The sequence below is a fragment of the Lachnobacterium bovis DSM 14045 genome, assembly GCF_900107245.1.
GTDB lineage: Bacteria > Bacillota > Clostridia > Lachnospirales > Lachnospiraceae > Roseburia > Roseburia bovis.
On record NZ_FNPG01000005.1, the window covers coordinates 101781 to 119737 of the forward strand.

General features: G+C 30.9%; 17 protein-coding genes and 1 tRNA gene. 1 reads left to right on the top strand and 17 read right to left on the bottom strand.

The window, feature by feature from the left end:
• Nucleotides 1-136: 136 nt before the first annotated feature.
• The 9 genes from BLV79_RS01705 to BLV79_RS01745 all read right to left on the bottom strand — a co-directional run bounded on the left by BLV79_RS01705 (nt 137) and on the right by BLV79_RS01745 (nt 8469).
• Nucleotides 137-1057: a bifunctional riboflavin kinase/FAD synthetase gene (locus tag BLV79_RS01705; protein WP_074715631.1), complete on the bottom strand. Its 921-nt coding sequence runs from the start codon at nt 1055-1057 to the stop codon at nt 137-139.
• Nucleotides 1058-1102: 45 nt separating this feature from the next.
• Nucleotides 1103-2005 (bottom strand): tRNA pseudouridine(55) synthase TruB, encoded by a 903-nt coding sequence (gene truB, locus BLV79_RS01710; RefSeq protein WP_074715633.1) that lies wholly within the window; start codon nt 2003-2005, stop codon nt 1103-1105.
• A gap of 10 nt (nt 2006-2015) precedes the next feature.
• Nucleotides 2016-2978, bottom strand: a complete 963-nt coding sequence (locus tag BLV79_RS01715; protein ID WP_074715635.1) for a DHH family phosphoesterase — start codon at nt 2976-2978, stop codon at nt 2016-2018.
• A gap of 84 nt (nt 2979-3062) precedes the next feature.
• The gene (gene rbfA / locus BLV79_RS01720; protein ID WP_074715637.1) at nt 3063-3419 is read right to left on the bottom strand and encodes a 30S ribosome-binding factor RbfA; all 357 of its coding nucleotides are present in this window, start codon (nt 3417-3419) and stop codon (nt 3063-3065) included.
• An 18-nt stretch (nt 3420-3437) separates the two neighbouring features.
• Nucleotides 3438-6230, bottom strand: a complete 2793-nt coding sequence (infB, locus tag BLV79_RS01725; RefSeq protein WP_074715639.1) for a translation initiation factor IF-2 — start codon at nt 6228-6230, stop codon at nt 3438-3440.
• A 29-nt stretch (nt 6231-6259) separates the two neighbouring features.
• Nucleotides 6260-6559: a L7Ae/L30e/S12e/Gadd45 family ribosomal protein gene (locus tag BLV79_RS01730; RefSeq protein WP_143470198.1), complete on the bottom strand. Its 300-nt coding sequence runs from the start codon at nt 6557-6559 to the stop codon at nt 6260-6262.
• Nucleotides 6549-6818 carry an RNase P modulator RnpM gene (gene rnpM / locus BLV79_RS01735; protein WP_074715641.1) on the bottom strand — a complete coding sequence of 90 codons (270 nt, stop codon included), beginning with the start codon at nt 6816-6818 and terminating at the stop codon, nt 6549-6551. The genes BLV79_RS01730 and rnpM overlap by 11 nt, the downstream gene beginning before the upstream one ends.
• A gap of 2 nt (nt 6819-6820) precedes the next feature.
• Nucleotides 6821-8017 (bottom strand): transcription termination factor NusA, encoded by a 1197-nt coding sequence (gene nusA / locus BLV79_RS01740; RefSeq protein WP_074715643.1) that lies wholly within the window; start codon nt 8015-8017, stop codon nt 6821-6823.
• Between the two features lie 32 nt (nt 8018-8049).
• On the bottom strand, nt 8050-8469 hold the full coding sequence (locus tag BLV79_RS01745) for a ribosome maturation factor RimP (protein WP_408606269.1): 420 nt from the start codon (nt 8467-8469) through the stop codon (nt 8050-8052).
• Between the two features lie 251 nt (nt 8470-8720).
• Here BLV79_RS01745 and BLV79_RS01750 point away from each other — a divergent pair.
• A tRNA-Glu gene (locus BLV79_RS01750) sits at nt 8721-8792 on the top strand.
• 289 nt (nt 8793-9081) lie between these two features.
• Here the strand turns inward: BLV79_RS01750 and galE are convergent.
• The 8 genes from galE to BLV79_RS01790 all read right to left on the bottom strand — a co-directional run bounded on the left by galE (nt 9082) and on the right by BLV79_RS01790 (nt 17862).
• A complete protein-coding gene (galE, locus tag BLV79_RS01755; protein WP_074715647.1) occupies nt 9082-10098 on the bottom strand; it encodes a UDP-glucose 4-epimerase GalE in 1017 nt (338 codons plus the stop codon).
• 541 nt (nt 10099-10639) lie between these two features.
• Entirely contained in the window at nt 10640-10996 is a 357-nt protein-coding gene (gene rplT / locus BLV79_RS01760; RefSeq protein ID WP_074715649.1) for a 50S ribosomal protein L20, read from the bottom strand.
• A gap of 25 nt (nt 10997-11021) precedes the next feature.
• Nucleotides 11022-11219, bottom strand: coding sequence for a 50S ribosomal protein L35 (rpmI, locus tag BLV79_RS01765; RefSeq protein ID WP_074715652.1), 198 nt, complete (start codon nt 11217-11219; stop codon nt 11022-11024).
• Between the two features lie 19 nt (nt 11220-11238).
• Nucleotides 11239-11733, bottom strand: coding sequence for a translation initiation factor IF-3 (infC, locus tag BLV79_RS01770; protein ID WP_074715653.1), 495 nt, complete (start codon nt 11731-11733; stop codon nt 11239-11241).
• Nucleotides 11734-12014: 281 nt separating this feature from the next.
• Nucleotides 12015-12851 (bottom strand): Cof-type HAD-IIB family hydrolase, encoded by an 837-nt coding sequence (locus BLV79_RS01775; RefSeq protein WP_074715655.1) that lies wholly within the window; start codon nt 12849-12851, stop codon nt 12015-12017.
• Nucleotides 12852-12958: 107 nt separating this feature from the next.
• Nucleotides 12959-15073 (bottom strand): RNA degradosome polyphosphate kinase, encoded by a 2115-nt coding sequence (locus BLV79_RS01780; RefSeq protein ID WP_074715657.1) that lies wholly within the window; start codon nt 15071-15073, stop codon nt 12959-12961.
• A gap of 13 nt (nt 15074-15086) precedes the next feature.
• On the bottom strand, nt 15087-16622 hold the full coding sequence (locus BLV79_RS01785) for a Ppx/GppA phosphatase family protein (RefSeq protein ID WP_074715659.1): 1536 nt from the start codon (nt 16620-16622) through the stop codon (nt 15087-15089).
• 106 nt (nt 16623-16728) lie between these two features.
• Entirely contained in the window at nt 16729-17862 is a 1134-nt protein-coding gene (locus BLV79_RS01790) for a bifunctional chorismate mutase/prephenate dehydratase (RefSeq protein ID WP_074715661.1), read from the bottom strand.
• Between the last annotated feature and the right edge of the window lie 95 nt (nt 17863-17957).

Here is a 17957-nt window from a genome sequence, read left to right on the forward strand (position 1 = left end):
AAAAAATAATAATTGCTAGTACTCAGCAAAAGGTCGGAGTCTCCTCTCACCGAATATAAGCATCAAATACTAAATTAGTATATCATATTTCCTATAATAAGTAAATATGAAAACTAAAGTTTAGTAAATTTAATAATTACCATTTTTTCGCAATTTCTATATCTGCCGTCATTTGTTGTTTTAGTTCATCAATAGATGCAAATTTTCTTTCTTCTCTGATATGACTCAAAAAGCTTATATAAACCTCTTTTCCATAAACGTCTTGACAAAAATCAATAATATATGTTTCTATTCCTATTGGATTATTGTCAGATATAGTAGGTTTTTTCCCCACATTAGTAACCCCTCTATACCATTTATCGTCAACATTTACAGCAGTAATATAAACACCATTAGGTGGAAGAATTTTATTTTCAGGTAATATCATATTAATAGTTGGAATTCCAATTGTCCTGCCAATTTTATTTCCCTGAACAATCTTACTTTTTACAAAAAACTCATATCCTAAAAGAGCATTTGCTTTTTCAATATTACCTGCAAGAATTTCCTCCCTTATATAAGTACTACTAATATCTCTTTGGTTATCTTTTATTTTTTTTATAACCAATACCTCATAATTATATTTTTTTGAATATTCTTTAAGTGTTCTAAAATCACCTTGTCTCTTGTAACCAAATCTAAAATCCTCTCCAACAATAAAATACTTAACATTAAGAGAGTTAACCATCCATTCAATAAAATCTACTGGCTGCATCATCATTATTTCTTTCTTGAAAGGACATTCTATCAAATAATCAAGACCTGTCTGTTCAAAAATAAAATGTTTTTCATTATTAGTAGTTATAACTTTATTATTTGACGTCTTACTATCATTTACAAGCTTTACCGGTGGAATATCAAATGTAAATGCCACTGATTTGAAATTTTTTTCATTGCTTATTCTTATTAGATTTTCAATTAGCAACTCATGTCCTTTATGCAAGCCATCAAATTTTCCCAGAGTAATTGCTGTATTATAATCAATCTTAAAATCTGTAGTTTCTTTTATATACTCCATAATCATTTCCTCATGCTACATAAAACCAAAGTTTAATTTTACTATTTACAGAAAAAACAACTTAACTGGTTTTAAAATTTCATCCTCTTCAATATATTTATAAATTCCAATAAAATTATTTTCAAAATCGTATACCCTATAACTTGTATCACCCTTAAAAACAACTTCACTTTTTTGTAAATTATTTTGTGACAACTTATTTCCATTGCAAACAAATTTTTGTGACTCTTTATTTGTTTGTAATTTAGGAAAATCACCAAGTACCGAATCTATAGGAACTATATACTTTTTATATTCATCCTTTGCTACAAGTTCTTCTAAATCAGTCAATTTTATTGCATTATTTAGTTTAAAACCTGCCGCTTGTGTTCTGACTAATTCTTCCATGCAGCCAAAACATCCTAATTTATCGCCTATATCTTTACACAGTGTTCTGATATATGTTCCTTTTGAGCATCCCACTGTCATTACGACTCTAGGCAACTCGATTTTTTCTATTTTTATATAATTTATGACAACATTTCTAGGTTTTCTCTCTACCTCAATTCCCTTACGAGCCAAATCTACTAATTTTTGGCCATTAACCTTTAATGCAGAATACATCGGTGGTATCTGTGCATAATCTCCAACAAAACTTTTTATAGCTTCTTCTACTTCTATTTTTTCAACTTCAACTGTAGATTCTTTCAAAACTTTTCCCGAAATATCTTGAGTATCTGTATCTTTTCCTAAAAGTAAAACCGCTCTATATTCTTTATCAGTATCAGTTAATAAATCACACACTTTAGTAGCTTTTCCCAAGCAAACAGGTAAAACTCCTTCTGCATCAGGATCTAGAGTTCCTGTATGTCCAATTTTCTTTTGATGAAAGATACCTCTCATTTTTGCAACAACATCAAACGACGTAAACCCTTTTTCTTTATATATGTTGATAATTCCGTTGATCATATAACCTCCACTAAGTTTGCAATTGTTTACAAACTTCCTCAATAATATCATTAATTATTATATGCGGTTCCTTTTCCAAGGAAAAACCAGCAGCCATTACATGTCCACCACCACCAAATGTTATAGCTATTTTTGAAACATCTACCAATCCATTTGAACGTAAACTTGCCTTATATTTTTTTTCTTCAATTTCATATAAAAAAATGGCAACCTCAATATCCTTTGTTACACGCAATTGATTAATGATTCCATCTAAATGTTTTGGTAAAACATTATATTTTTTCATATCCACTTGACTTATGATTGAAGAAACACATTTTCCATCTAAATGTAACTCACTATCTATTAATGCTTTTCCTAATATCTTATTTTGGTTGAATGTCTTCGTATAAAATGTATCATCTATTATTTTCGTATAGTTAATACCTTTTTTCATTAGTTTTCCTGCTATATTCATAGTTTTTTCTGATGTACATTTATACTGAAACACTCCAGTATCATGAATTATTCCAGTATAAATACATTCTGCAGCATTTTTTGATACGTTTGCATCACCAATCAAATCAAATATCAATTCACAAGTTGAACTTGCTTCTGGTACTACATATACATTATCAGCATAATTATTATTGGTAACATGATGGTCAATACACAGCGTTTCCTTTGCTGTAGAAAATAATCCTTCAAATTTTCCTAATCTATCGATTGAACCGCAATCCACAGCAATAAATAAATCATACGTACTCTGCTCATACACTTTTTCTTCAATCTTACTTTTAATTCTATCTGCTTTATTTAAAAACTTGAAAATATTTGGAATCGGTTCAAGATAAACATCAACTTCAGCATCTTGATATTTTTCGTCTATGTAATTATACAATGCTAGGCTTGCACCAATACAATCCCCATCCGGATTAACGTGTCCAGCTATTCCAATGTGTTTTTTTCCTTTTAGAATCTCATCAATATTCATCTTTTATCAATTTGACTCCTATCTTTTTTTTAACAAAAAAGATCTAGACAGAAAAACAACTTCTCCCTAGACCTTTAATACATGCTAAATATTATTATTTATTTCATCAATTTTTCTAGACATATTTACGCCATACTCAATCGATTGATCCAAAATAAATTTAATCTCAGGTGTATTTCTAAGATTAATATTTTTAGCTAATTTTTTTCTAACAAAACCTTCTGCCGATTTTAGACCAGCCATTGTATCTTCTTGAGATTTTTCATCTCCTAATACACTAATATAAGCCTTTGCTGTTTTTAAATCAGGGGCAACCTCAACAGCAACAATACTTGTAAAAGGATTTATCCTAGGATCTTTTATTTCATTTCGAATAATGTTACTTAACTCTCTCATAACTTCTTCATTAATCCTAATATTTTTTATACTGTTTTTTCTCATTCGCTTCTCCTATGAAAATTAACGTGGTACCTCTACCATTTTATATGCTTCAACAACATCTAATTCTTTAATTTCATTGAATCCATCAAATACAAGACCACATTCAAATCCAGCCTTAACTTCTTTAACATCATCCTTGTATCTCTTAAGTGAAGCTAAATCACCTTCAAATATCTGGTTTCCTTCACGAGAAATTCTAACTTTACATCCTCTTTCAAAACAACCATCTAATACATATGAACCAGCAATATTACCAATTCCTGATGCCTTAAAGATTTGTCTGATTTCAGCATGTCCAATAACTTTTTCTTCATATACTGGATCTAACATACCCTTCATAGCTGCTTCAACGTCTTCAATTGCACTATAAATAACTTTATATAATCTAACATCTACACCTTCTCTATCAGCTGTAGCTTTAGCAATTGGATCTGGTCTTACATTAAATCCGATGATAATTGCATTTGATGCAGATGCAAGAATAACATCAGATTCATTGATAGCACCAACACCACCATGAATAACCTTAACAATCACTTCATCATTTGATAATTTAACCAATGACTGTTTTACTGCTTCAACAGAACCTTGAACATCTGCTTTTACAACAATTGCTAACTCTTTCATATTACCTGATTGAATTTGTGAGAACAAGTCATCTAATGACATCTTAGATTTAGTCTCTTCAAGTAATTTATTCTTTCCTTCTGCGATGAATGTATCAGCAAATGATTTTGCTTCTTTTTCATTATCCATACATACGAAAATATCACCAGCTTCAGGTACATTGTTTAATCCTAAAATTTCAACAGGTTGAGATGGTCCTGCAACTTTAACTCTTTCTCCCTTATCATTAATCATAGCACGAACCTTACCATAACTGCATCCGCAAGCGATAGGATCTCCAACATGTAATGTTCCCTTTTGAACTAATACAGTTGCAACAGAACCTCTACCTTTATCTAATTGAGCCTCGATAACAATACCTCTAGCATTTCTATCTGGGTTAGCTTTTAACTCAAGTACCTCAGCTGTTAATAAAATCATCTCTAATAAATTAGTGATACCTTCTCCTGATTTTGCGGAAACTGGGCAGAAAATAGTACTTCCACCCCAATCTTCAGGAATTAATTCATATTCAGCTAATTCTTGTTTAACTTTTTCAATGTTAGCACTTGGTTTATCCATCTTATTAACAGCAACAATAATTTCTACACCAGCTGCTTTAGCGTGATTGATAGCTTCAACAGTCTGTGGCATTACACCATCATCTGCTGCTACAACTAATACAGCAATATCTGTAGAATTAGCGCCACGCATACGCATTGCAGTAAATGCTTCATGTCCTGGTGTGTCAAGGAAAGTGATATCATGTCCATTAATTGGAACTACTGATGCACCGATGTGCTGTGTGATTCCACCAGCTTCTTTATCTGTTACTCTAGTAGATCTAATAGCGTCAAGTAATGATGTCTTACCATGATCGACGTGTCCCATTACACATACAACAGGAGCTCTTGGTATTAATTTTGCTGGATCTTCCTCAGATTCTTTTAATAACTCAGCGATAACATCTACCTTAACCTCATGTTCACAAATACAGTTGAACTCAAGTGCAATTTCTTCAGCTTTATCAAAATCTACATCTTGATTAACTGTAACCATCTCACCTTTTAAGAATAATTTCTTAATAATAGTTGCTGGCTGAACTTTCATCTTATCTGCTAACTCTCTAATTGTAAGATTATCAGGTAACACTATTGTTTTGATTACATCTTCGTCTTCCTTCTTTGGTTGTGGTTGAGGTTTTTTCTTGCCACCATGTTTTTCTAAGTTTACATAGTTTTCTTTTTTCTTACCAAGTTTATCGTGATCTCTTCTAGAGTTGTTGTTATTGTTTCTCTTATTATTACGATTTCTTGTCTCTTTTCCACTTTCTTCTACTGCAGGCATAACATCTTTAGAAAAACTTGATTTACTAAAACGATCATTCCTATTGTTAGAAGAATCTCTATCATTTCTTCTATCGTTTCTTCTATCATTATTTCTATCGTTTCTTCTATCATTTCTTCTGTCGTTATTTCTATCATTGTTTCTGTCATTATTTCTGTCGCCACGATTATTATTTCTATCGCCACGGCCCTCAAAACTTCTTCCATTCTTTGAGAAATCTCTGTCATTTCTCTTTTCGTTTCTTCTATCGTTGTTTCTCTCACCGTTTTTTTCATTTCTTCTATCGTTTCGAGAATTTCTATCATTTCGACTAGCGTTAGAATTATTTCTATCGCCTCTGTCGTTTCTATTATTTTTTTGTTGCTGACGTTCTTTATTATCCGTCTTATTTACATTTTTCTTCAAATCTTCGTCTCCATTACTACTTGCTGTTCGTTCACTAATAGGTCTGAGAGCACGCTCTCCTACTGGACGTGGTTTAATAATCGAATGTTGTTCAAGTCTAGCTTGCTCTTTTTTTCTATTGATTTTATTAGCTCTCTTAGGTTCGCCGTTACGTGGTTCTTTACCACCTTGACGACGTCCTTCCTTACTATATTGGGCATTATAAACAGCTGAAATTGATGCTTTTTTCTTAGGTCTCTCATCTGCTTTTGCATCATTTTTTATTACAGCCTTTACTTCGCCTTGATTCTTAGCATTGGCTTTAAATTTTTTATGTACAACTGCAATACCATCATCATCTAACGAACTATTAGCTGACTTAACTTCATAATTAGAACCTTTTAAAGCTTCAATTATATCTTTTGATTTTATGTTCAGTTCTTTTGCAAGTTCATGAACTTTAACTTTTGCCATATAATAAGCTACCTCCATTATTCAATTTTTTAATCTATTGTTTTAAGTATTGCATTTGCTAAATTTTCATCAGTAACCGCAATACTTGCTCTGAATTCTTTTCCAATACATCGACCCAATTCATCTTTGTCAAATAATTCAACATATTTCACCTTATAAAAATCTGTTGAATTTTTGAATTTTTTCTTTGTATTATCAGAAGCATCTTTTGCTACAATAACCAGATAAGCCTTAAACTCTTTTATAGCTTTTTCCGTAGAAAACTCTCCGCTTACTACCTTTCCAGCCTTTGCAGCAATTCCAATCATAGAAATTGTTCTATTTTGCATCTCTTATCTCCTTTTCAAGACAATCATATGTATGACTTGAAATAGAAGCCTTCAATGTTTTCTCTAAGCCTTTACTTTTTCTAGCCTTAGTAAAACATTCTACATTATTACAAATGTATGCCCCTCTACCATTTTTCTTTCCAGTCATATCTACAACCACTTCATCGTCAGGAGTTTTTATAACTCTTATCAAATCTTTTTTAGGGAACATTTCCCCACAACCTACACATCTTCTTAAAGGTATCTTCTTATTTGCCATTTTTACTCCTCGAATTCATCATTAAAAGAGTCATCAAATGAATCAACCTCATCAAAACTGTCAGCAGAATCTAATTTTTCATTTATAAAACTGTCATTCACTTCATTATTTGATTCATTTTCTTCTTCATACTCATGTTCGTAATCCAATAAATCACCAGATTCTCTAGCCTGTGTTTCACTCTTAATATCAATTTTAAATCCTGTAAGTCTAGCTGCTAATCTTGCATTCTGACCTTCTTTACCAATTGCAAGTGATAATTGATAATCTGGAACAACAACTTTTGCAGTTTTTTCCTCATCATCAGCAATAACTGAAATAACTTTTGCTGGGCTTAAAGCATTTTGAATTAAAATTGCAGGATTTTCATTCCATGTGATGATATCAATTTTTTCTCCTCGAAGTTCTTCAACAATTGAATTAACTCTTGCGCCATTCATACCAACACATGAACCAACTGGGTCTACATCTGGGTTGTTTGAATAAACTGCAATTTTAGTTCTGCTACCAGCTTCTCTTGCAATTGCTTTAATTTCAACGATACCATCTTTTACTTCAGTCACTTCTGACTCAAATAATCTCTTAACTAATTCTGGGTGAGTTCTAGACACTAAAATCTTAGGTCCTCTATTTGTTGTTTTAACTTCTAAAATATATACCTTGATTCTTTCTGTAGGATTAAATACTTCTCCTTTAATCTGCTCATTCTCAGTTAAAATTGCGTCTGCTTTGCCCAAATTAATACTAACGCTTCTCCCAAGATATCTTTGTACAACACCTGTTACTACTTCTTTTTCTTTACTATAATACTCATCGAAGACGGCTTTTCTTTCTTCTTCTCTGATTTTTTGTAAAATCACATTTTTGGCAATTTGTGTTGAAATTCTACCAAACTCTTTTGATTTAACTTCAACATTAACCATATCGCCAAGATCATAAGAACCATCAATATTGTGTGCATCTGCTAAAGAAATCTCACAAACTGGATCCATGACTTCTTCTACTACTTCTTTAGCCTGATAGCAATGGAATGTTCCTGTCTCTTGGTTCATAAAAACTTTTACATTTTCAGATGTACCGAAATGATTCTTACAAGCTGTCATCAAAGATGTTTCGATTGCCTCTAAAAGAGTTTCCTTACTAATATTTTTTTCCTTTACTAATATATTTAACGCATCTAATAACTCGTTATTACTCATTTTTTATATCCTCCTAAATATGTTATCTAATGCTAAAAGTCGATATATTCTCTTATCAAGGCAATGTCAGACTTGTTAAAAATTATTTCATTATCATCCTCAACAATAGATACTGTATCCTTGTCATATGCCTTTAATATTCCTGAAAATTCTTTTCTACGTTCTATCATACGATAAGTTCTAATTTCAACCATCTTGTTAAGATTACGAACATAATCTTTTTCTTTTTTTAATGGTCTTCCTAAGCCAGGTGAACTCACCTCAAATATATATGATTCTTCTATATAATCTTCTCTGTCAAGGATTTCATTCATTTCACGAGCAACTGCTTCGCAATCATTAACAGAAATTCCACCTTCTTTATCAATATAAGCTCTTAAATACCAGGTGCTGCCTTCTTTTACGAATTCAACATCCACTAGTTCAAATCCCATTCTTTCAACTATTGGCATAATTAATTCTGTTGTTTTATCTTCATAATTCTTGCTTCTCGACACTATTTGCACCTCTTTTCTTTTCATCATAAAAGTTCGTTCTAGTATCAACATAGAACGAACTTGCCTAATACATAAATTGAGAGAGGAATAATCCTCTCTCAACACAAATAACTCTCTTTGTATATATTAACACTTTACATAAGAAAAAGCAAGTTGTTTTTAATAAATACTTGCATTTTTTTTGAATACGTGATATAATTCTAAACGGTTCGTTGGTCAAGCGGTTAAGACGCCGCCCTCTCAAGGCGGAATCACGGGTTCGATTCCCGTACGAACTGTTGCTATTTTTTTATAGAATAGCCCAACCCGATAAGAGAACGCATAGTTTTTTCTATGCGTTTTTTTATTTACAATTAATCATTTCAAACAACTTTATAATAATTACTGAGCAAAAAAGTAAAGTCTTATATCTTTCATTTTTCTTTGAAATTTTTTATCTTCAAAAAACGCCCAAAAAAACAATTACAATCCGACACATAACTGTTTTGACTAATACTTTGGTAGCAAAACGATATTTGTCATATTTGTCTTTTCTAGGCGTTTTGTTTACTCATATACTATTTATTCTTAATCTTCATATCCATTTGGATTATTCTTCTGCCATCTCCATGCATCTTCACACATCTCTTTAATTCCGTTCTCAGCTTTCCAACCTAATTCTTTTTCAGCTTTTGTTGGGTCACAATAGCAAGTAGCGATATCACCTGAACGTCTTGGTTTGATCTGATATGGAATCTTGATACCATTTGCTAATTCAAAGTTTTTAACAATATCAAGAACACTATATCCATGACCTGTACCTAAATTGTAGATAGATAATCCTGCATTCTCTTTTAATTTATTTAATGCCTTTACATGACCTTTTGCCAAATCTACCACGTGTATGTAATCTCTTACTCCTGTTCCATCTGGAGTATCATAATCATTACCAAATACACCTAATTCTTTTAATTTTCCAACTGCAACCTGTGTAATATATGGCATTAAGTTGTTTGGAATTCCGTTTGGATTTTCACCCATTGTACCGCTCTTATGAGCCCCAATTGGATTGAAATATCTTAATAAAATAACATTCCACTCATTATCTGCTTTTTGGATGTCTGATAACACTTGTTCAAGCATTGACTTTGTCCATCCATAAGGATTTGTACACTGTCCTTTGGGGCATTCCTCTGTAATAGGAATTTGTTTTGGATCTCCATATACTGTTGCAGAAGATGAGAAAATAATATTTTTGCAATTATGTTTTCTCATAACATCCACTAACACCAATGTACCTGTAATGTTGTTTTCATAATATTCCCATGGTTTTTCAACTGATTCACCTACAGCTTTCAAACCTGCAAAATGAATACAACTATCTATTTCTTCTTTTTCAAATACTTCTTCAAGTCCTTTTCTATCTAGTATATCACCTTTATAAAATTTTACTTCTTTTCCAGTGATATTCTTAACTCTTTCTAGTGATTGAACTGAAGAATTAGATAAATTATCATAAACAACAACTTCATAACCTGCCTGTAATAACTCTACGCAAGTATGACTTCCGATATATCCTGCTCCACCTGTTACTAATATTGCCATAGTTTAATCCTCCTGTGCATTTTTATTTGCATTATTAGTTTACATCATTAAAAAAAATTTGTATAGTAAAAATTGTATACCTAATACAGCCGAATGTTGCACATTTCACCGCAAAGTCCAATAATTATTTATAACAAAAAAAATTTCAATGTTATAATATATAATTTTTTTAATAAATTTTAGTGAAATATGGCCAATATACACAATTTCATATAAAGTTTCCTGCAATTACGAAATATTATTATTTTTTTATTCATTAAAAAAAATTGTAAAAATATTACTATTGACATTAATAAAGCCGCAGCTAAAAAGCTGCGGCTTTATATGTATTCACGGACTAAGTTTATTAAGTTATATTAGTACGGATATAACCCATTAAAAATATTCTTTTTCATCATCTAAAATTCATCATCTACTAATATGTATTCTATATTCTTGCCTATATCTTTCAAATATCAACTCAAAAATAAAATATATAACATTCAAATTACATCAAATAATTATAAAAAATCAAATGTAACTCTTCTACACTCTATAAAAATTAAGCAATTTTATCTTTAGCGATTTGAGCTAATGAAGCAAATCCTTCTGCATCAGAAATAGCCATTTCTGCTAAAACTTTTCTATTTAAATCAATATTAGCTAATTTAAGACCATACATAAATTTGCTGTATGATAAACCATTCATTCTTGCTGCTGCATTAATACGAGCGATCCATAACTGACGGAACTGTCTCTTTCTCTGTTTACGTCCTGCATATGATGTAGCTAATGCTCTCATAACAGACTGTTTTGCCACTCTATATTGTTTAGATCTAGCGCCTCTATAACCTTTTGCTAATTTTAATGTTCTATTATGTCTCTTTTTAGCGCCTAAACCGCCTTTAACTCTTGCCATTATGTATTTCCTCCTTAACCTAATCTTACAAATATGGTAAAATTTTCTTCATGTTTTTGATATTTGTTGAATCAGTCATAGCTGGTTTTCTAAGACCTCTTTTAAGTTTTGTTGTTTTCTTTGTTAAGATATGTCTTCTGTAAGCTTTATTTCTCTTTAATTTACCTGTTCCAGTTACTTTGAAACGTTTTGCTGCTGCTCTTTTAGTCTTAATTTTTGGCATTTTAAAATCCTCCTTAAAATTATCTTTTTTCAGATAATACCATGCTGATACTTCTGCCTTCTACTTTAGGTGCTTTTTCAACAACCGCAATTTCAGATAGTTGCTCAGCAAAGTCATCTAAGATATGTTTGCTATTATTCATGTGAGCCATCTCACGACCGCGGAAGCGCAAAGTCACTTTGACTTTATTTCCTTTTGTCAAAAATTTCTTTGCCGCATTCATCTTTGTATTCAAGTCATTTGCTTCAATATTTGGTGAAATACGAATCTCTTTTACTTCAACAGTCTTCTGTTTCTTTTTAGCGTCCTTCTCTTTACGAGCTAATTCGTAACGATATTTACCGTAATCAATTACCTTACATACAGGTGGCTTTGCATTTGGTGCAATCTTAACTAAATCTAAGCCTGCTTCATCAGCTATCTTCTGAGCTTCTCTAGCTGACATAACGCCGATCTGTTCTCCATCCGCACCTACTACACGTACCTCTTTATCTCGTATCTGTTCATTAATCATTAATTCGCTAATGGTTTTGCACCTCCAAAAAAATAGTGGATAGAAAGACTATCCACTACAATAAATTCCACAACACAATCGATGTTTGAAATATTAACTCTAAGTCATCCAATTATGCTTAGGTGAGAGTGGATACTCTACTTGTTTTTCTAACAACTCGTATACGATAACATATATTCAAGAGTTTGTCAACTCTTTTGATATATATTTTTTTCATGTTTATTCTGTACTAATAATACATATGATATTATATCACAAAAAATCATTGTGTCAAGAAAAACCTATGCATTTGCACCTATTTTTACATCATTAAAAATATAATTTTCAATAACTTCTGCAATTGCATCGTTATTATTATCATTTTCCGTAACAGAATCTGCGATAACTAATACATCATCATAAGCATTTGCCATTGCTATTCCACATCCTGCAGTTAAAAGCATAGGTATATCATTTCTTTCATCCCCAACTGCAACCGAATCTTTCAAAGGAATATTTAAAAAATTACACAATACCTTAATTCCTGAACCCTTGGTTATATTTTTAGGACAATACTCTAGATACTCTTTGCAAGAAAAGAAACTATTCATATGTTGATTAGTCCATTCTTCATTATCATCTCTAAACTGTTCTAGTTTACCTGTATTATCAAAATCAGCAAGCAATACTTTTCTCGGTTCTTTAGAAAGTGCTGAAACTATATCATTTTTTATAGAATACGACATTCCACTCTTTTCAGCATATAAATCCAAATCTCTTGTATGTTCAAGCGCAATAATATCATTTCCCTGATATGTTTGTACATGAATACCGGCTTTTTTAGCGCAATCAAATAATTTGAAAACATCCTCAACCGGGATACTATGTTCATCAATTATCTTATCAGCTGATAAGTCATATACAATTGCCCCATTATAGCAAATCATAAAACATCCTGGTTGATTAAGTCCTAAATCTGTTGCTACATTTCGGCCACTTTCAATTGCTCTTCCTGTACAAATAACAAAATAATGACCTGCATCTAACATTTTCTGGATTGCCTGTCTGTTTGTTTCTGAGATGGTTTTGTCGTCACATAAAAGTGTCCCATCTAAATCTGAAAACAAAATTTTACTCATAGTTCTTCCCCCTAATTCAGTAAGTTTTTAGTCTATAAAGTTACTCCTCATTACTTTAAGCTAAGGATTTTAATATGATACTAATGATTATTAAAATACTTTTTATATTATTCAGTTGGGATAAACACTCTACCAACTGATAATGAGTCTTTTTTTACCAGCTCCTTTGCTTCCTTACAAAAAATCATCTGAGAATTAATTGGTTTTTTCCCTCGCCTATTTATTTTTAGGTATTGACCTTCAAACGTTAGTACCCTTGCCTTAACATTGTCTTCTAATTCTATATCTAAAATATGTTTGACACGCTCTTTTAATTTTGAATCAATAACAGGAAAAACAATTTCAACTCTTCGATCTAAATTTCTTGGCATCCAATCAGCGCTTCCCAAAAAAATATCTTCTTCTCCACCATTAAAAAAATAAAATATTCTACTGTGTTCTAAGAAATTTCCTACTATAGATCTAACTGTAATATTCTCACTAACACCAGGAATTCCAACTTTTAAACAGCAAATTCCCCTTACAACTAAATCTATTTTTACTCCTGCTGCTGATGCCATATATAATGTTTTAATTATTTCTTTATCACAAAGAGAATTCATTTTTGCAATTATACGTCCTTCTAATCCATTTTTTACATTATTGATTTCTCTTTTAATCAAATACAAAAACTTATCTCTTAACCAATATGGTGCAAGTACTAACTCATTCCACGATAAAGGTTCAGAATAACCTGATAACATATTAAAAACAGCAGTTGCATCCTCCCCAATTGATTCTTTGCATGTAAAAATACCACAATCCGTATATACTTTTGCTGTAGAATCATTATAATTTCCTGTTCCTAAATGAACATATCGTCTTATTCCTTCTTCTTCTCTTCGAACAACAAGAGCTATCTTGCTATGCGTTTTCAATCCAACCAAGCCATAAATTACATGACATCCAGATCTTTCTAATTTTTTTGCCCAAACAATATTATGTTCTTCATCAAATCTTGCCTTTAATTCTACCAAAACGGTAACCTGTTTGCCATTTTCTGCAGCCTGGGCAAGATACCTTATGATTGGAGAATTTCCACTAACCCTATATAATGTTTGCTTTATTGCTAAAACCTTTGGATCTGCTGCAGCTTGTCTTATAAAATCAACGACCGGCTGAAAAGACTGGTAAGGATGATGTATTAAAATATCACCATCTCTAATATTTGCAAAAATATTCTTATCCTGATTAATTTGTGGCACTTGTTGTGGTATGTATTTTTCATACCTCAAATTGTCATACCCTTTTAAATCAAACAATTTTGATAAAACTGTAAGATCTATCGGGCCAGGAATCTTGAAGATTTCTTCATTATCTAGTTTTAATTCTCGCCTTAAAATTCCTAACAACCTATCATCTATTTTATTCTCTACCTCTAATCTGATAGCTTCTCCCCATTGACGTAGCTTTAATTTGTTTTGAATTTCCAATAATAAATCTGATGCTTCGTCCTCATCTATTGTAAAATCTGCGTTTCTCATTACTCTGTAGGGATAAGCACATAAAATTTCATAATTTGAAAATAGTTTATCTAAATTTCTTTCTATTATCTGTTCTAATAATATAAAAGTTTTTTCGTCCCCATCTTCATTAGGAATTGTAACTAATCTATTTAATCCACCTGGTACCTGAACCGTTGCAAACATCGTATTTTCTTTTTCTTTATTACTTTTTAGTAGCGCTGCAATATTTAATGTCTTATTCCTAATCAAAGGAAACGGTCTCGAAGCGTCTACCGCCATAGGTGTCAAAACCGGATAAACATTATCCATAAAATAATTATCTACAAATTCAATTTGTTCTGCACTTAATTTTTCATACTCATTAATTAAATTAATCTTATTTTGTTTTAATAATGGAACAAGTGAATTAGTAAACGTTGAATATTGACATTTTGTAAGTTCTCTTGTTGCCTCATTTATCGCTGCTAATTGTTCCGTTGCATTCATTCCTGCTATATCCTTTTTTCGATAATCAGCATTAACCATATCCTTAAGTGATGCAACACGAACCATATAAAATTCATCTAAATTCGAAGATGTGATACTTAAAAATTTCAATCTTTCTAACAACGGAATATTCTTATCTCTTGCTTCATCTAAAACTCTTCTATCAAATTTTATCCAACTTAATTCTCTATTCTCATAGTATTTAGAATTTTCAAAGTCGATTTTTTCCATTTCACACCTCCTATTATTCCAAATACACTCTTTTTTCTTTTAAAATAGGTTTCAAACTAAACACATTTTCGAAATATTCTGTTTTATCATCAAACAATGTTTGTTCTAACGAAATATCTTCAAAACTCTCAAGCTTTATAATTAATTCTCGTCCCTTAATAGAAATTTTTATATTTGAAAATTTCTGTTTATGACTTTGATCTAACGCATTTGCAACTCTTAAAATTGCCGATAATTTTGCAACAACTAAATATGCATCATGATCTAATTTTTGAGACAAATATTCAAATTCATTTAATTGATATGTATTATATAAAATTGCAAGTGCAACAATCTTTCTCTCTAAATGTGACAATCCCATGATTTCTGATGACATAACAATATAATATGCGCATTGTGGAGAATTAGCCAAACTTATATATTTTCCACAATCATGCAGTATTGCCGCAACTTGTAACAATAACCTCTCACGCTTGCCTAATCCATGATTTTTTTTCATTGTATCAAAAATCTTAACTGACAATTTACACAATGCATCTATATGCGGTGAATAACTATTATATCGTTTAGACAATTCCTTAGCCGTTGACAAAATATCTTTATCAAAATCATGAGTGTCTTTAACAAGTTTATTTTTTTCAGCATAATTATATGCTATTCCATCATTTATGTTTACACCAGGGACATAAACCTCTTTTGATTTAACGGATAAAGCAAGATTTTTAAACAATAAAATAGCAGGCAATACAAAAGGATCACTTTCATTTGCAAGATTAAGTTCCTTTGATATTTCCTCTACCGTCTTTTTTTGAATTTTAGAAATATATTTAACAAACTTTTCTGTTTTAACAACTTTATCTTCTCGATTATTTTTATCAACTTTTCTAATAACTTCAGGCGCATAATCACCCATAATTACTATATTTTCAACCTCACACTCATATAATGATGTGAATGTTTCCAATTTTTTAACAATATATTCTTCCACCTGTTTACAATATGATGAATATGTATTTCCTCTATTGTCAAGCAAGGTTCTAATTTTCATTGTTCCCAAACCTATATGCTGAGTTGTTACAAGCTCACCATCTCTAAACAACGTGACCTGTGTTCCTGAACCGCCGATGTCAACAACTGCTGCTGACCCCTTTATTATTCTATCAAATCCGGCTCGTCCAGCAACAGACTTATAACTAATAAATCTATGTTCTGAATTATTTATAACTTTTATAGAAAAACCTGTACGTAGAAAAATCTGATTTAGCACAAATGTAGCATTTGTAACTTCTCTTAAAACTGCAGACGCATATATTTCATACGCGTCTGTTTTATATCCTTGAATTATCTTAGAAAACTCAGATAATTTTGAGCATAGTTCTTCAACTGCCTCATAACCTAGGCGTTTTTTTGAGAAAGCCTCTTTTCCAAGCTCTATATGATATCTAATATTATCTATCTTTTTAATTCTTTTTTTATATGATATTTCATATATATTAAGACTTACTTCATATGATCCAATGTATATTGCTGCAAATGTATGAATATCCAAACTATGCACCTCATTTCCTCATGTAAATATAATAATGTCTTAATTTAATTATATCCAATCTTTATCTAAAGTTCCATTAAATTATAATATTTTTTGTCAATTATTTTTAATAATTACCAAGTATTCTAAAGGATACTGCATCCTGTTTAAGTGCAACTAATGCATTTATCACTGCTGCATCCTCAAGATTTCCTTCAAAATTAACGAAAAATCTATATTTCCAGTTTTTTTCTTTAATTGGCCTAGATTGAATCATATCCATATTTAAATTGTTATAAATTATATGTGATAACATATGATACAACGATCCACTCTCATGTGGTGCTTCAAAACACACACTTATCTTCTTAGCACTCTTATTATATATTTTTTTATTTGTAACAATTATAAACTTTGTATAGTTTTCTTTATTGTCCTGGATTGACTCTTGTATAATATCTAAATCATATATTTTCGCTGAGCTTTTGCTTGCAATTGCAGCCTGAGTAATATCGTTATCTTCTTTTATTTTTTTAGCTGCCATTGCTGTATTCTTCATTGAAATCTTATTAATGCTCTTATGCTTATCAACAAACTTTTGACATTGCATAAATGCTTGTGGATGTGAAAATATTTTTTTAATATTTTCTATTTTAGCCCCTTTTTGTCCCAATAAAGAATGTTCTATTTTTATAATTTGTTCACCAACAATAAAGTTGTCATATTCAACTAACAAATCAAAATTTTCTGCAACAATACCCGCACTTGAATTTTCATATGGAAAGACTGCATAATCTGCTTCGTTATTTTTTAACGCTTCCATTGCTTCTTTCCAAGTGTTAACATGAAAATTATCACAGTTTTCTCCAAAATATTCTTTCATAGCAAGCTCAGTATATGCACCTGAAACCCCTTGGAATACAATTTTAGAATTACTAAAGTCTAACTCTTCTACAGCTGTAAAATTAGGCTTTTCAATCTTCCCATTTTCAGTCAATAATTGATATTGTCTTTCACGGCTCATAGACATAATCTGTTTATATAAATCTATTATACAATTTCTTGTATATTCAGAAGTTGTCAAATCACCTACCTTTTGTAATTTGATTTTTTCTCTTTCTTTATCTAAAACAGCCTTTTGATTTTCTATTTTATACTTAGCAACTCTTTCCGACATCTTCATTCTTGCTTCATACAATTCAACGATTTTACTATCAATCTCATCGATTTCATTTCTTATTTTTATTAAATCTTCTTTCATTTTACTAAAGTCCTTTTTCATTTTTTTCGAAATATTAATGGAGTGATGATATCATTTGACACTCACCCCATTTTATATCTAAAATAATATTACAA

Excerpts from the sequence above, each read along its gene's own strand:
- BLV79_RS01705 (WP_074715631.1), bottom strand. The coding sequence starts at position 1,057 with ATGGAGTATATAAAAGAAACTACAGATTTTAAGATTGATTATAATACA.
- truB (WP_074715633.1), bottom strand. The coding sequence starts at position 2,005 with ATGATCAACGGAATTATCAACATATATAAAGAAAAAGGGTTTACGTCG.
- BLV79_RS01715 (WP_074715635.1), bottom strand. The coding sequence starts at position 2,978 with ATGAATATTGATGAGATTCTAAAAGGAAAAAAACACATTGGAATAGCT.
- rbfA (WP_074715637.1), bottom strand. The coding sequence starts at position 3,419 with ATGAGAAAAAACAGTATAAAAAATATTAGGATTAATGAAGAAGTTATG.
- infB (WP_074715639.1), bottom strand. The coding sequence starts at position 6,230 with ATGGCAAAAGTTAAAGTTCATGAACTTGCAAAAGAACTGAACATAAAA.
- BLV79_RS01730 (WP_143470198.1), bottom strand. The coding sequence starts at position 6,559 with ATGCAAAATAGAACAATTTCTATGATTGGAATTGCTGCAAAGGCTGGA.
- rnpM (WP_074715641.1), bottom strand. The coding sequence starts at position 6,818 with ATGGCAAATAAGAAGATACCTTTAAGAAGATGTGTAGGTTGTGGGGAA.
- nusA (WP_074715643.1), bottom strand. The coding sequence starts at position 8,017 with ATGAGTAATAACGAGTTATTAGATGCGTTAAATATATTAGTAAAGGAA.
- BLV79_RS01745 (WP_408606269.1), bottom strand. The coding sequence starts at position 8,469 with ATGCCAATAGTTGAAAGAATGGGATTTGAACTAGTGGATGTTGAATTC.
- galE (WP_074715647.1), bottom strand. The coding sequence starts at position 10,098 with ATGGCAATATTAGTAACAGGTGGAGCAGGATATATCGGAAGTCATACT.
- rplT (WP_074715649.1), bottom strand. The coding sequence starts at position 10,996 with ATGGCAAGAGTTAAAGGCGGTTTAGGCGCTAAAAAGAGACATAATAGA.
- rpmI (WP_074715652.1), bottom strand. The coding sequence starts at position 11,219 with ATGCCAAAAATTAAGACTAAAAGAGCAGCAGCAAAACGTTTCAAAGTA.
- infC (WP_074715653.1), bottom strand. The coding sequence starts at position 11,733 with ATGATTAATGAACAGATACGAGATAAAGAGGTACGTGTAGTAGGTGCG.
- BLV79_RS01775 (WP_074715655.1), bottom strand. The coding sequence starts at position 12,851 with ATGAGTAAAATTTTGTTTTCAGATTTAGATGGGACACTTTTATGTGAC.
- BLV79_RS01780 (WP_074715657.1), bottom strand. The coding sequence starts at position 15,073 with ATGGAAAAAATCGACTTTGAAAATTCTAAATACTATGAGAATAGAGAA.
- BLV79_RS01790 (WP_074715661.1), bottom strand. The coding sequence starts at position 17,862 with ATGAAAGAAGATTTAATAAAAATAAGAAATGAAATCGATGAGATTGAT.